The sequence below is a fragment of the Companilactobacillus zhongbaensis genome (genome assembly GCF_003946515.1).
Classification (GTDB): domain Bacteria; phylum Bacillota; class Bacilli; order Lactobacillales; family Lactobacillaceae; genus Companilactobacillus; species Companilactobacillus zhongbaensis.
Genome location: NZ_RHOM01000042.1, coordinates 1 through 14,823, shown reverse-complemented (window position 1 = coordinate 14,823; position 14,823 = coordinate 1). Strand labels below are relative to the sequence as shown.

The following is a 14,823-nucleotide window of genomic DNA, read 5'->3' as shown; positions in this document are numbered from 1 at the left end:
AAGATGGGTTGGGTTTCTTTAAACTCCAACACCAGATCCAGCTTCTCTTGGACTGTATATTTACTTCTAGACATAAAAAAATCCCTTCATGAATATCAGATGAATTTATATTATTTCATCTGACAACCATAAAGGGATTATCGCATTTTGCGATAATCGTCTTTTTAGTTAAATATTAAAGTCTATAGTGCTTTCAGAAGTATCCAATTCAGTTTTCCAATTTTTATCCGTTAATGAGGAGTCACTATATGGTATCGATTGGCTATAGTCAAAAGCGTCATCACTGTCTTGTAATGGTTCATCATCGTAAGTTAAGATGCCATCTTTGAATTTAAGATCTACGATGATTGAGACGTAATACTCATTGCTTTTGACTTTATAAATCATTGCTAATCCATTTTCATCAGGATCCCAATTTGCACCTACTAAGTGTAAATCATTTGGATCACTATCGTCTTTTTCTTCTTGGTATTTATCAAGAATTTTTTGGTTAACCTCATGTATATTTTTTGCAGTTCTTTTATTATTCTCTAATCCTGTAACAGATAAGGTAATCTTCTTATTTGGTTGTCCAACAAATTTAATACCGTGTCTATATGAATATTCATTATTCAGCACATGAGCAATTTTCTTTTCATAAGCAGAAAATTTGTCTCCATTTGAGTATGGCTTATTATATGTCACCTTGAAAACTTTTGATAACGCTCCATCTTCAGGAGAGACTTTTGGTTTGCTGTTGTCTTTCACACCTACGTAAACGGTCGAGTGATGATTGGTTCCACCACCTGTGATTGTTAGATACTTTTTAAAACTTTGAACTGAAACTATATCGATTTTTTTAATTCCATTAACAGTTAACTGCTTTGTCTTTGTGTCAAAATAAGGGTCAACACTATTATCTTTGATTGAAACTGTTATTTTGTCGCCGTTTTTCAATCTTGTCTTTTTAGATAATTCAATGTTTGTGTTCGCCATATGATGAGCATAAACTTCTGCATCGACAGGATCTTGAAGTTTCATTGAATCAAAAATTTCACCAGAACTAAGTTCGTCCACGGTGCTTGCTGAATTGATAACAGTTTTGGCAGCGGAAGAATCGAAGTGAGCTTTTTTAGCTTCGTACTTAGCTACCTTTTTAAATGATGATAATGAACCATCATCGGTCACCGCGGCCATCCCATTGTCCGAGTAACCAGTATATTCAACTTTGAGATCCTTCAGAAAATCTTGAGCTTTGTAATTACGGTAAAACATAAATCCTGCGATAATTGCAACTACCACGATAATAATCGCGATAGCCTTCTTGCTTTTTAAATCTTTAAGTTGGAATTTCATTACTTTCTCCCTAGAAATCCCAATAACAACATGACGATATTATTTTACCATACGAATAAAAAATCATTTCGCAAATCATTTTTAAAATTTATTATGAAAAAAATATTGAAATTTTCACTCTTCAGCAGTTTTTTTGATAGAATTTGAGTAAATGGTGCTACATCATGAGGAGTTAGTGCTTAAATAATAATTGTAGTAATTGTGATTTCATGGGGGATGGGTTCATGCTTAAAACTGATCGAATGATTTTTACAATTGATAACAAGGAAGTTTCTTTTGAGCGGATCTTGCAGTGGGAATTTAAGCGGTTGGTCCGAGCTCACAAGGTTTTGACTAATGTTTATGGGATCCACTTTCAAGATGAGGTTTCGCAATGGATCAAGACGAAAAATATTCATGCGCTCGATAAGGAGATCACTCGGGTGAAGTTGACGATCGAACCGGATAAGCTGCGGGAGGCTTTGAAGTCGAAATATGATCTGGGTAATGCTGCTTTGATGGTGGCGGAGAAGATGTCTGCTGGAAAAAGGCGCTTTAGCACGACGGAGGTCTTTGTGCCTGAAAGTGATCTGTCGGCTGATGATGTAGCTGAGAAGATCTTCAGTATCATGCAGACTAATAATGACCTAAATATGCGGTTAAACCTAGATGCTTCACCGGATCATTATATTTTTCGCAAGTCGGGCGAAAATGTTCAAGAGATCGTTGAGATCAGTGGTGGTACCGTTGTGCCACAACATTATTTTATTCACTATGATGACCTGCAAGGGGTGCAGTCTGAAGCTAGCCAGGATTATCCTATTCAAATTGCGGGTACGATGCGCCTTTCCAATAAGACGATCATTGGGGCTATTCGTTATCAATTCAAGCCTGAAGGTGATGGCTTTAAGGTAAAAATTTTGATGGAATATCCTAAATTGATCCCGATAGAAGTCGTCCATAATCAGCAGATTCATCAAGCAGGCGAGTTCGGCCATTGGATCTCCGATGTGTTGGATGCTTGATTCCAAATCAAATTTTTTATCAAATCGGTTCGCGATTGTTACAATGAAATCATTCCGTTAGATTAGGGTGATATTATGTTAGAGCAATTAACGAGCGAAAATTATGCAACGCGCAAGCTTTCTGGCGTCAACGTGATCAGTTTCAATAATGACTGGTGTGCCCAGTGTTACACGCAACAACCGATCTTGGAAAAAGCTGCACGGAATTATCATGGGGCTAACTTTTACCAAGTCAATGCTGACAATAACACTGACGTGATCAAGCAGTACGATGTTTATTCAGCCCCTTCGTTAGTCGTGGAAAAAGATGGAGCCGCGGTATATGCTGTGGCCGGCTTTTTAGATGAAGAGCAGTTGGACAACATTTTAAAATATTATTTATAACAAAAAAGCCGTGGTACAAACGAAATTGTTTGCATCACGGCTTTTTAAAAAGTTTGTTAGTTGCTGTCGCCAAAGATAGATAAGAGACTGATGAAAATGTTGATGAAGTCTAATACTAAGCTGATCGAAGCAACTAGGGCAATCGCACCCAAGTTTTCTGAATTTTGTGCTTGAGCATAAATGCGTTTGATGTTTTGAGCATCAAAGGCGATGTAGAACAAGAAGACGATGACAACGGCGATGTTTACCAATAAGGCCACCATTGAACTCTTGAATAACAAGATGTTGATCAATGATACGGCGATAACGGAAACTAGTCCGATCATCAATGTTCTACCCCAAGAAGTTAAGTCCTTCTTCGTTACGAATCCGGTGACCGAAGCAACGATGAAGATAACTGATGTTACCGTCAAAGTTTGGATGATCGATTTGGCTGAATACAAGTAGAAAATCGGTAAACCGAAAATTGCTAGTGCAGCTAAGAAGAATACGTAACTGATAAAGGTCAGTAAGTATGATTTAGTTGCAGCACGACTTGCCATAGTTATGAAGCCCATCGATACTGCCAAAATAGCGATGGAGAAAATGAATGGGTGCTTGCTCATTCCCGACATAACCATGTTTGAGAATGCGGCATTACGAGCCATCGCATTGGCAGCAAGCATCCAAAATGCAACTCCTAGTCCAGTGTACAAGTACACTAGAGAAGTGAAACGCGCCAAGCCAGTGGCTTTAGTTTGATCTATAGTTTGCATGAAATCCTCCTTTTTTCGTATTGAATAGTATAACAAATTTTAGTTGATGTAACATTAATTGTGATTGATTAATATCAATATTTAAGTGAACTTTAAAAAGCAAGCTGAGTTATCGCCTGATAATTGATATACTTAAGATGGTAGCTAACAAAAAAATTGCATAGGAGGGCTAGAAATGAAAAAACTCTTTTACAGCATATTTTTAAGCGCAACATTAGCAATAGGAGCCATCCAAATAGCTCCAGCAACAGCATCAGCAAGACCATGCGACGGTTCAGGAATGGCCAACCAACCAGGCCGCTGTGATGGTACAGGACAAAGAATGCACCAGGGTAACCAAAGACGGGGCCAAATGGGTCAAGGTCAACAGTATCGAATGAACCAGCAAGCAAGGATCAACAACGATACAATGCAACAAAATCAGCAGTATCAAATGCAACAAAAAGCAAGAACAAACAATGAAACAATGCAATCAGATCAAATCTTCCAAAGACCTTGCTATATGATCCGTCAAGGAAATTACCAAGTGCATCAAGGCGATTTTTTGAGTAATTGTTTAAGATTTAACAGTACTAATTTTATGAATCAATAGAAAAAAGAATAGCTACCTTGAGTAACTGATCAGGACGTCGAAGACGTCCTGATTTTTTTCTTATATGACGGAATTCACCCTAATTTAAACCACTTCTAAATAATCTGTGTAAAATATTTTTTGCAGCAGTAAAACTAGGTGCAAATACGTAATTTAAATAAGAAAGGAGGAAGTTGCCATGGACACTTACGATATCAAAATCAAATATTCCGGAAAATCATTAGACAACAATACGATACCCGTCAGAGATTTAGGCCCATCACTATTAGCGCTGTCGGAGTTATTTACCAACATCCAAGATATGAGTAATAATTTAGACGAAAAAATATCCTTAAACGTTAAAGCAACGAGTAAAGGGTCATTCATTATTGACATGGCCTTAGCAACTGATTTTTTCCACAAAGCAGTATCGCTATTAAATAGTGACAGATCAAATGCCATCCTAGCCCTAACAACTTATGGCACGACCTTCATCGGCTTAATCAAATTCATCCAGTTCGTCGGCAAGAGAAAGCTAAAAAAGCAAGAAAAAGTCGAAAGAGACACAATTAAGATCACACTAGACGATGAATCAACCATTATCATTCCCACAAAATCATTAGAAGCCTACCAAAACGTAACAGTCAGAAAGAATGCCAGAGATATGATAGCCCCACTAAAAGAAGACGGAATAGACAGCATGGAAATTTACCATGAAAAAAGTCAAACAATCACGATAACCAAGAACGATTACGACAAATTCGAAGTCCCGGAAGTAAAAGAAAGCAATCTAGACACAACAGTAAATGAAGTATACCTACAAATAATAAATGTAGCTTTCGAACACGGCAAATGGAAATTCTCCTCCGGAAGCAACACCTTCTTCGCCAACATAACAGACGAGCAGTTTTTAAAAACAGTAGAAAAAAACCTAGACCAATTCGGCTCAACAGACTTACTAAAAGTAAAACTACAAACAAGACAATACCTAGACAAAGACCAAATAATAAAAAGCGAATACACAGTCCAAAAAGTATTAGATCACCACAAAGGCTCCCAACAAATCAAACTGGATTTTACAGATGAAAAAGAAACAAGCAGTAATTAAATAAGTAGAAAAAGACCAGAATAAAGCAAAAAATGACAAGAGGATTCTTCCTTTTTGTATTTGCTTTTGAACTTACCATCAGGAAGAAACCTGAGATAGACCGAAAAAAATAGGGCAGGACAAATCGCCAATTTACACAATAAAAATCGGCCACACCCCCAAAAAAGGGATGATTGCTAGCACTATTTAGGTGGAGGGGCGGGGCGCTATATGGGCTCAGCCGCGAAATTTCACTTAGCGGTTTACCGCTTAGTGAAAGACCCAGCTTTGAAACAAGCGAGCGGGGTGTGCTCGATTGGTTCAAAGTGGGTCCGCAGCGTTCCAGTCCCATATAGCGCCCCGCCCCGGAACCGGCAGTGAACCACCACACAAATTACCACCACTATCCAACACAAATCAAAACAAAAAAGCCACCAACAAAAAGTCAGCAGCTTAAACCAAAAACATATTACAAAATATGAATGTTATATTTAGCACAGTCTTTAATATACTCATCAGGCCAAACACTAGCTTGAACCTCACCAACATGAGCCTTACCAAGCAACAACATACACAAACGTGATTGTCCAATACCACCACCGATAGTAAATGGTAGCTCCTCGCTCATGATCATCTTGTGGTATGGCAACTCAAGTCTAGCTTCTTCGCCACGGACCTTAAGTTGTTCCATCATTGACTTAGCGTCAACACGAACACCCATTGATGAAATTTCGATAGCTTGTTGTAAAGGTTCGTACCAGAACATGATATCACCGTTTAGTTTCCAATCATCGTAGTCAGGGGCACGAAGGTCATGTGGTTGACCACTCTTCAAGGCACCACCGATTTGTTCGATGAAGACACAGCCTAATTCTTTAGCAATGGCGTTTTCACGTTCTCTAGGTGTCTTGTCAGGCCATCTGTCTTCTAGTTCTTGAGAAGTTACGAAGTGGATCTCGTCTGGTAAGTGATGAACAGCTTCAGGGAACTTATACCAAACTTCGTGTTCCATATGCTTAATAACTTTAAAAATCTTTCTTACAGTAGCTTCCAAAGTTTCCTTAGTACGATCTTCTTTAGTAATAACTTTTTCCCAGTCCCATTGGTCAACATAGATAGAGTGGAAGTTGTCGAGGTCTTCGTCTTTTCTAATGGCGTTCATGTTAGTGTATAGACCTTCGCCAAGTTGGAAGTCGTAATGTTTCAAAGCCCAGCGTTTCCACTTAGCCAATGAGTGAACGATTTCGATAGTTTTTCCTGGCATGTCTTTCATTTCAAAGGAAACGGGTTTTTCAACACCGTTAAGGTTATCATTTAATCCAGTGTCCTTTTCAAGAAACATTGGGGCAGAAATACGTGACAAGTTCAATTCTTTGCCGAATTCATCTTGGAATGTTTCACGGATGAAACGAATTGCTGCTTGTGTTTGTTTAGTTGTTAATTTTGGTTGGTAGTCCTTTGGCTTAATAATATGCATAATGATAACTCTCCTTTAAAATTTTTGAACAATGACGTTTGATAGAAAAGAAGGTAATAAAAAAAGCCTTCCATCCCTATAAAAGGGACGAAAGACTTTTCGCGGTACCACCCAGTTTGCTTACCCTAAAGTAAGCCACCTTAATAAGAGTACTAACATACTCCACCGAATGATAACGTCTCGGTCTCACGTCTAAGCTTAATTTGATCACTCATTTCGGCTAGAAACTAGAAAGTGTTTTTCAGATAAATCTCATCTGGTCGGGTTCTCACCATTCCCGATTCACTGTCAGATCGAAAAATCCTACTCCTCTTTCTTCACGTCTTTGTCTTGATGTAATTTATACTAGCATTTTTTTCTCAGTTGTAAAGTAATAAATTAAAAAAAATCTTTTTTTGCTAATAATTCTCACATTTTAAACTAGTCCAACATCAACTAGGACAAGCAATTCCGGTTCAAATAATTCTCAAAAATTTTTCCAAAATTAATTTTTAAATCACATAATAAACATAATTATAAAAAATGCTGAAAAAATGTTACATAACCGGACTCTGTGTAGTATACTGATCGTAGTTGTTACTATGGATAAAACAGTAATGCCATGGATTTTCTGGGATCCATGTTTCCCACCCAATTGTGGTGTGTTTTACTAGTAGCCTAATTGGGATAGATGAAGGTTCAATTCCTTCTATATACATTTATAAAAAAGAGATGACGTCATACTGGGTTTGAACGTTATCTCTTTTTTTGCATCATAAAAATTGAATCTTTGTAAAGCAACATGAATAAATGGGTGACATCTTCTTTAGTCAGATCATTCTCGGTGAACAGCCATTTATCGAGTAAATAGTTGGAACCTTCAACGTAAAAAGTAATCAACCATGGTGCCATCGTCTTGGCCGACTCTGGAGAAAAATCAAGTTCCGAAACCAAAAAGCGGGCCATCGAATCACCTTCTTGTTTAATAGCAGCTGCAAGAAAATTATTCGAGTCATGCTTCAAAATGGCCAATAATTTTTGATTATCTTCCGCGAATTCAAGAAAATCCATAACAATATCTTCACGAAGAATATGCTCGTGCTTGATCGGCAACATAAACAAATCCTCAAACCGCTGAGCCATATACTTTTGCAAAGAATCGATCAACTCATCCAAATTAGCATAACGATCATAAAAAGTCTTACGACTAATATCAGCTTCCTTAGCCAAAGCCGTCACAGTAATCTTCTTAAGGGGCGTAGTTTGGGCCAAGGAAATAAATGCATCTAAAATGGCGTTGTCAGTCTTAACAATCCGTTTATCAACAGCCATAATCAAGCCCCCTTCTTTTTCCATATTAATTTTAACATATAAAAATATAAAAATATCATTGTAAAAAATGAGAAAAGAAACTTTTTAATGGTCATATTTGACAGGTTTGGTACAAAAATACCAGAACCAAGCAGGGTAGAGACTAACAGCAATCAATCCAAAATAAATAAAAAAATTTTCTGATAAAAGAAACAAAGGAAAATAAAAGAATTAATCAAATAAGCCCAAATATTTGCAAGAAGTGAACGAAGCAAAGAAATATAGCAACCGATGATATCACTAACAAAAATTCAACAGATAGATCGAGAAACTAAAATCGTTAGAACGAAAAAAAGTAAAACAAGCAAAACCAAACAGCAGCAATTTTGTACAAAATAAATAAGTACCGTATCCCCACCCAAAAAATGATGTTTAAACTACCTTAGGTTCTGCGGGGGTGGAGGAAATTCGCTGTCAGCCATGAAATTTCACTTAGCGGTTTACCGCTTAGTGAAAGACCCAGCTTTGAAACAAGCGAGCGGGCTGTGCTCGATTGGTTCAAAGTGGGTCCATGGCGTTCCACAGCGCAATTTCCGGAACCCCCGCAGAACCGGCAATGAACCTCCACCAAACAAAAAAAGCCGAACTCAATAAAAGCTCGACTTCAAAAATATTATTAAACATCAGCCCGCTTCAAAGCATCATCAACCGCTTCCTTGACAGCACGGCTAGAAGCAGAAGCCCCAGCAATAGAATCAACATCAGTACCATTATGAGCCACAATAGCCTTAGGTAGCTCATCGATAGCTTTTTGCCCGTAGTCTTCCGACTCGCTTTGCTTGAGCACTTCGACGTCTTTGATTTTGTTGTTGTCGCCAACGGTTACGCGGACGACGACCTCGTTGCCCATTCCGGCTGTGGAACGACCGATGAATTGGTTTTTCGCTGTTGTAAAATTTTCCTCCACAGCATCTGAACCTAATGTTCCATTGTTGTTAGTGGAGTTTTCACTAGCACCAGCAGTAGCGTCAGTTGAATCAGTTGGTTCTTGAACTTGCGCCTTAACTGTCGCCGCATTTTCACCAGCGATTTTTCCGAAGATCAAGTCCTCAGCCAAGTTGCTACCACCGTTGTATTTTCTACCCATCAAACTACCGAGTTCTCCAGCAGCGTATAGGTGAGGGATGACATTGTTGTCTGGATCTAAGACTTCGGCCTTCGAATTGTGGACAGGTCCACCTTGAGTATTCAACAATCCTTGGACCATGGCGATGGCGTAATAAGGACCGTCACTGTCAAAAGCAGTCAAGGTGTCGCCATCACGATGGAAAGCTGCATCGTATTGCTTTTTAGCAAAACGATTGAAGTCTTTGATCGTGTTCTTCAAAGTCTTTGATTTAACACCCATGATCTTGGCTAGTCCCTTGAGATCTTTGGCTTTTTCAACCAAGTTCAAAAATTCGGGATAAGGTGCTACTTTGTCAGCTTTGAGTTCTTGATATTTCTTCTCATCAAAAATGACATAAGGGTGCAATTGAGCATTAGGAATACGCCACTCGCCGTGATTTTGGATGTGACCGTGACGGTGCATTTCGTTTTCGTCGAAGTAACGAGTTCCGTCATCACCGACGACCATCAAGCTGCCTTGGTGGAAAGCAGGCCAGTCGAAAGGAAGAAATTGTGAACGCTGACCAGCTTCAGGCTTTGGTGTTAAGCCATGGAAAATGCCGTAAGATTCATAGTTTGCCATGTTGTAGAGCTTGGCACCGACATCTTGAGCCATCTTGACACCGATACCTTTGTTGTACAAAGAACCGATCGGATTCAGACTCGTTTCGCCGAGATAGTTTTCGATCATCTCTTGGTTGTTTTCGAAGCCACCAGTGGCCATGACGACACCGTTATTAGCTTTTACATTTAATGACTTGCCATCACGTTTGATCTCAACACCGATAACTGACTTGATGTAAGGATCTTGGTAAATGTGTTCGGCTGGTGTTTCGTACAAAACATCGATTTTATCTGAACGGTCGAGTACTTGCTGACGCAAGTTTTTCCACAAAGCAGAATCGGCCACGCCTTCGTGAACGGCTACTAAGTCGTGAGTTTTTTGCCCGCGAAGCTCAGGGTACTCGTGACGCATGAATGCGAGAGCTTTGGAGACAGCTGATTTAGGATGGTCAGTCATGATAAATGGTTCAACACCTAAATAATTTTTTAAAAAAGTAGGCATGTCATAGAGACCTTGAACGTACGTCTCCATCAAATCTTTGTCATATGATAATGGTTTTGCTAAATCATCGTAATAATCGCGAAGATCATCGAGATCAGAACCAGTCGAGATAACTTGACCGGCATATCTTGTGTTACCACCTTCGTGGCCTTCAGGAGCTGAATCAACGATCAATACTTTGGCGCCGTTATCGGCTGCAAAACGCGCAGCTGTAGCACCGGCACCACCAAAACCGAGCACGACAACATCGTAAGTTGCATCCCAGTTGGAATTTACACTTTTAAACATATTTTTCACTCCTTAAAAATTTCCTCATAGATTAATATAACTCAAAAATATAATCATATTTGAACAATTTGTGAAAAATGTCCTCAAATAGCCTAACCAAGGCTGAAGTAATATGTTAAATTAAACGTGAAATATAAAAAATTTAATTAGGAAGACTTGCCAATGGGAATGATAAATAAGAAGTACTATGCCTTAGGAACAGTGGTCAATCTGTCCGTGGCTGAGCCTAATACGACTGATGATCTGGATGCAGCCTTTCATTTGATCCAACGCTACGAGGATAAGCTGACGGTCAATCGCAACGAATCAGAAGTCATGTCGATCAATCATAACGCTGGGATCAAGCCAGTTTCAGTTGCTGAAGACACTTATGACCTGATCAAGACGGGCGTTGGTGTTAGTCAAAAGCATTTTGGCTTCAACGTTGCCATCGGTCCACTAGTCAAGCTGTGGAAGATCGGTTTCAAAGGCGCAAACAAGCCACGAGATAGCGATATCTTGGAGCGTCTGCGCGTGATTGATCCGTTGAAGATCGAACTAAACGACCAAGACCATTCAGTTTTTTTGAAAGAAAAGGGCATGGAGATCGACCTCGGTGGTATCGCTAAAGGCTGGATTGCCGACCGTGTCAAGGAATTTTGGGAACGAGCTGGCATTGAATCTGGCATCGTTGACCTTGGTGGCAATATTTTGCTGGTGGGTCCGAGTTTGCGACCGGATCGGTTGTGGAAGATCGGTATCCAAGACCCCGTTAAAAAAAGAAATGTCCCGCTAGGTATTTTGCACACGGCGGCTAAGTCGATCGGAACATCAGGCATTTATGAACGGAAACTCGTTATTGATGGGAAAGAGTACCATCACATGTTCGATTCACTGACGGGATATCCGATTGCGAATAATTTAGCAAGCGTGACCATCGTTAGTGACCGTTCAGTTGACGGTGAGATCTGGTCGACGATCGGATTTTATCAGGGCATCAAAAAAGGAATGGCCTTGATTGAGGAAGAACCTGGTATCGAAGCGATTTTTATTACTCGTGACCACGAAGTCAAGACTACCAGTGGATTGAGAGATAAATTCACTCTTATTTAGCTAAATTATGTAACCGTTTTAAAAACTTTGATTGATTTATCACAAGAATGTATTTAAAATATATAATATAGGAATATTTACCGAAGATTGAAAGGATGGATAACTTAATGAAAAAGTTTATCGCCATAGTTGGTTCCAACTCAAAAAGTTCAACAAACCGTAATTTATTAAAGTACATGCAAAATCATTTTAAAGACGAAGCTGACATTGAATTAGCTGAGATCAAGGACTTACCAATTTTTAAGAAGAGTCCTGAGAAGACTGTTCCTGAATATGCTATCGAGCTTGCTAACAAGATCGAAGCAGCCGACGGTGTTATCATAGGAACACCTGAATACGATCACTCGATCCCAGCAGCACTATCAAGTGCACTCGCTTGGTTATCATATGGACAACATCCATTTGTTGACAAGCCAGTTATGATCACAGGGGCATCATATGGTTCACTTGGTTCATCACGTGCTCAAGCACAATTACGTCAGATCTTAGATTCACCAGAGATCAAAGCTCGTATCATGCCTAGTTCCGAATTTTTACTAGGTCACTCACTACAAGCTTTTGACGACGATGGCAACTTAAAAGACAAAGATACTATCAAACAATTAGATGGCTTATTCGCAGACTTTTTGAAGTTCGTAGGGATCTCCGAACAATTAGGCGGCGCAACTGCAGCTAACATGGAAGAAGCAAGAAACTTTAATTGGGAAGATAACAAATAGGAGGATTCAAGTATGAAATTAGTTGGTATTGCAGGTTCGATTGCAGAACAATCATACAACCGCATGCTTTTAAAATTTATCGCAACACATTTTAGCGACCAAGTAGATGTTGAGATCTTGGACATCAATGACATTCCAATGTTCAACCAAGACAACGACATCTCTGACGGTGACGCACTTCAATACATTTCAAACAAGATCAAACGTGCTGACGGTGTGATCTTGGCTACACCAGAACATAACCACACAGTTCCAGCAGCTTTGAAGAGTTTGATCGAATGGCTTTCATATAGCATTCATCCACTAGAAGGCAAACCAACTTGGATCGTTGGTGCAAGTTACTACACACAAGGTTCATCTAGAGCTCAATTGCACTTAAGACAGATCCTAGAATCACCAGGTGTTGGCGCAATTTGCTTGCCTGGTAACGAAGTCTTACTAGGAAACGTCAAAGAAGCCTTCGACGAAAACGGCAACCTAAAGGATAAGGGTACGATTGACTTCATCCAATCAACTCTTAACAAATTCCTCAAGTTCGTTAAAGTTATCAACCACGTTGATAATGAAGACAGCGATGCTTGGAAACAAGAAGACCTAGAAGCTAACAATCCAGTTGATACAACCGTAACTAATGTTGATATGAACGCTAAAGATTGGGTCGAACAAGCAGCTGTTAAGACTAATGCTGTCGATGGCAAAGCTTACGTTAAATTAGACCGTGGTTTGTTAACAGTAGACCAATTGAACTGGTTCCTAAAGACCATGCCAATTGAATTGACATACGTTGACGACAACAACCAATTCATCTATTACAACAAGACAATGGAAGGCAAGAAGATGTTGGCATCAAGAACACCAGATCAAGTTGGTGACAAGATGACAGACGTTCACCCTCCACGTGCCATTCCTAACGTAAAGAGGGTTATCCATCAATTGCGTACTGGCCAAAAAGACTTAGTATCAATGCCAGTACCAGGAAACAACGCTACAAAACACGTCATGCACTATTACAAAGCAATGCATGATGAAGACGGTAGCTACCGTGGTGTAAACGAATGGGTATTAGACTTATGGCCAATCGTTAGTTCATACCTCAAGATGACAGGTAAGATGCTAGTAGATGACCCTAACAACCAAGTAGACGCCAACGCCGGAGCTTCTCAAGCAGGTGCATCAGCAGATACAGATGCTAGTGCCGGAGCTTCCGAAAGTGCTGACGAACCAGCTACAGAAACAGTAGATGTAGATGCAAACTCAGGCGCTTCAGAAAGCTAATAAAAATTACGAAAAAATGCATTGAGATTTTTCTTCTCAATGCATTTTTTTTACTCTAAATTTCCATCGCCGCAAGTGAAGTCTACTAGGGATTTCTTTCTGATCTCGATCAAATCTTCTAGTTCGTCGATATCTTCTAGGGTTGCTCGTGTTTTGATGAATTGGTTGGCTATTTGCTTTTTTTCGTTGTAGGTTAGTTGGTTTGAATCTTTCATGTTTTCACCTTTGTATTTTTTTGTTTAGTTTGAATTATAGGGGAATTTTTTTTGGATGTGTAGTATTTGGATTTTGGGGTGGGGGTTTTGGAGACTTCGTGGTTACCAAACTGTTATTTATTATCACCAAACTCCGTGTTAAGATTGCCAAACTTTACTTCCGATGAACCAAAGTTCTCTTCAAAGCTACCAAACGTGCCCATTTTATAGTGGAAACACGCTCCGAAGCACATCGGCCTCCGGTTAACACAAGTTGTAGTGGAGCTGATTTACATGTATTTAATGGGTGCTAACCATGATTGTTAGCTAAACTTGCTGCAATTTGGATAGTGTGTTTATGTTTTATCCTCAAGGATCTGAAAACGGGCTCCGCGAGGTAGCGGCCTCCGGTTTAGAAACTGGCGGCAGGCACGGCTTTGCCGCACCTTGGGTGCCGACAGTCCCTAAATCCTCAGCAGCTGACCAACCTCGCTGCGCCCTCTGTGTTTAAAAAACGTTTTCAGAAATTAGTCTCTTTACTTTTCAAAAAATGCAGTCTATTATAATACTTATATTTTCTGAAAAGTACGGGGGATTTTAAATGAATTTTAAGAAGTTAGTTGCTGGTGTCTTGGTAGTTTTGGGATTGTTTGCTGTTGCATTTTCTGTAAATAGTGCCAACTCAGGCGTTTCTGAAGATGCTTATGCTACTACCACAGTTTCTAAGCCAAATAAGAGCGCTAAGACTGATTTGAAGAGTGTTGCTCAAGCTAGAACTTATTTATCTGATAAATATGGTGATGCTGGTTGGGAGTCAACAGCTTACACACCAACTGAAAATGGCAACAGTTATTGGACATTCGTTGCTTTGAAAGATGCTCAAAATGGCATGATCAAAGCTGGTCATACATTGTATGTTCACGTTGACGGAAGCGTTGTATATTAAAAAAATAAAACAGCTCACTGAATTTTGCGATAATCCCTTTATGGTTGTCAGATGAAATAATATAAATTCATCTGATATTCATGAAGGGATTTTTTTATGTCTAGAAGTAAATATACAGTCCAAGAGAAGCTGGATCTGGTGTTGGAGTTTAAAGAAACCCAACCCATCTTCAA

The 14,823-nt window shown here is 39.4% G+C and carries 14 protein-coding genes and 1 other annotated feature; of the genes, 8 read left to right on the top strand and 6 right to left on the bottom strand.

Going from position 1 to position 14,823, the window contains the following annotated elements; translation table 11 throughout:
* Window positions 1–168: 168 nt before the first annotated feature.
* Window positions 169–1,335 (bottom strand): hypothetical protein, encoded by a 1,167-nt coding sequence (locus EKM69_RS11250; protein ID WP_125711132.1) that lies wholly within the window; start codon window positions 1,333–1,335, stop codon window positions 169–171.
* A gap of 224 nt (window positions 1,336–1,559) precedes the next feature.
* On the opposite strand from EKM69_RS11250, the gene EKM69_RS11245 reads away from it, so the two are divergent.
* Together EKM69_RS11245 and EKM69_RS11240 are read left to right on the top strand one after the other, a co-directional pair.
* On the top strand, window positions 1,560–2,339 hold the full coding sequence (locus EKM69_RS11245) for a hypothetical protein (protein WP_125711130.1): 780 nt from the start codon (window positions 1,560–1,562) through the stop codon (window positions 2,337–2,339).
* A gap of 75 nt (window positions 2,340–2,414) precedes the next feature.
* Entirely contained in the window at window positions 2,415–2,723 is a 309-nt protein-coding gene (locus tag EKM69_RS11240) for a thioredoxin family protein (protein ID WP_125711128.1), read from the top strand.
* 56 nt (window positions 2,724–2,779) lie between these two features.
* Here EKM69_RS11240 and EKM69_RS11235 read toward each other — a convergent pair whose 3' ends face one another.
* Window positions 2,780–3,478: a Bax inhibitor-1 family protein gene (locus EKM69_RS11235; RefSeq protein WP_125711126.1), complete on the bottom strand. Its 699-nt coding sequence runs from the start codon at window positions 3,476–3,478 to the stop codon at window positions 2,780–2,782.
* 175 nt (window positions 3,479–3,653) lie between these two features.
* On the opposite strand from EKM69_RS11235, the gene EKM69_RS11230 reads away from it, so the two are divergent.
* Entirely contained in the window at window positions 3,654–4,070 is a 417-nt protein-coding gene (locus tag EKM69_RS11230) for a hypothetical protein (RefSeq protein ID WP_125711124.1), read from the top strand.
* A 178-nt stretch (window positions 4,071–4,248) separates the two neighbouring features.
* Window positions 4,249–5,157 (top strand): hypothetical protein, encoded by a 909-nt coding sequence (locus EKM69_RS11225; protein ID WP_125711122.1) that lies wholly within the window; start codon window positions 4,249–4,251, stop codon window positions 5,155–5,157.
* Window positions 5,158–5,605: 448 nt separating this feature from the next.
* Here the strand turns inward: EKM69_RS11225 and asnA are convergent, their stop codons facing one another.
* The 3 genes from asnA to EKM69_RS11210 all read right to left on the bottom strand — a co-directional run bounded on the left by asnA (window position 5,606) and on the right by EKM69_RS11210 (window position 10,424).
* Window positions 5,606–6,613, bottom strand: coding sequence for an aspartate--ammonia ligase (asnA, locus tag EKM69_RS11220; protein ID WP_125711120.1), 1,008 nt, complete (start codon window positions 6,611–6,613; stop codon window positions 5,606–5,608).
* Window positions 6,614–6,693: 80 nt separating this feature from the next.
* Window positions 6,694–6,942, bottom strand: a binding site (T-box leader).
* A gap of 406 nt (window positions 6,943–7,348) precedes the next feature.
* The gene (locus EKM69_RS11215; RefSeq protein ID WP_125711118.1) at window positions 7,349–7,924 is read right to left on the bottom strand and encodes a TetR/AcrR family transcriptional regulator; all 576 of its coding nucleotides are present in this window, start codon (window positions 7,922–7,924) and stop codon (window positions 7,349–7,351) included.
* Between the two features lie 655 nt (window positions 7,925–8,579).
* The gene (locus tag EKM69_RS11210; protein WP_125711116.1) at window positions 8,580–10,424 is read right to left on the bottom strand and encodes an FAD-binding protein; all 1,845 of its coding nucleotides are present in this window, start codon (window positions 10,422–10,424) and stop codon (window positions 8,580–8,582) included.
* 162 nt (window positions 10,425–10,586) lie between these two features.
* Between EKM69_RS11210 and EKM69_RS11205 the strand changes: the two genes are divergently transcribed.
* The 3 genes from EKM69_RS11205 (at window position 10,587) to EKM69_RS11195 (ending at window position 13,510) form a co-directional block, all read left to right on the top strand.
* A complete protein-coding gene (locus tag EKM69_RS11205; RefSeq protein WP_191988697.1) occupies window positions 10,587–11,516 on the top strand; it encodes an FAD:protein FMN transferase in 930 nt (309 codons plus the stop codon).
* 107 nt (window positions 11,517–11,623) lie between these two features.
* On the top strand, window positions 11,624–12,235 hold the full coding sequence (locus tag EKM69_RS11200) for an NADPH-dependent FMN reductase (protein ID WP_125711115.1): 612 nt from the start codon (window positions 11,624–11,626) through the stop codon (window positions 12,233–12,235).
* A gap of 12 nt (window positions 12,236–12,247) precedes the next feature.
* Window positions 12,248–13,510: an NADPH-dependent oxidoreductase gene (locus EKM69_RS11195; protein ID WP_125711113.1), complete on the top strand. Its 1,263-nt coding sequence runs from the start codon at window positions 12,248–12,250 to the stop codon at window positions 13,508–13,510.
* A gap of 50 nt (window positions 13,511–13,560) precedes the next feature.
* Here EKM69_RS11195 and EKM69_RS12390 read toward each other — a convergent pair whose 3' ends face one another.
* Window positions 13,561–13,725 (bottom strand): hypothetical protein, encoded by a 165-nt coding sequence (locus tag EKM69_RS12390; RefSeq protein WP_164505934.1) that lies wholly within the window; start codon window positions 13,723–13,725, stop codon window positions 13,561–13,563.
* A gap of 580 nt (window positions 13,726–14,305) precedes the next feature.
* Between EKM69_RS12390 and EKM69_RS11190 the strand changes: the two genes are divergently transcribed.
* On the top strand, window positions 14,306–14,650 hold the full coding sequence (locus EKM69_RS11190) for a hypothetical protein (protein WP_125711111.1): 345 nt from the start codon (window positions 14,306–14,308) through the stop codon (window positions 14,648–14,650).
* The last annotated feature ends 173 nt before the right edge of the window (window positions 14,651–14,823 follow it).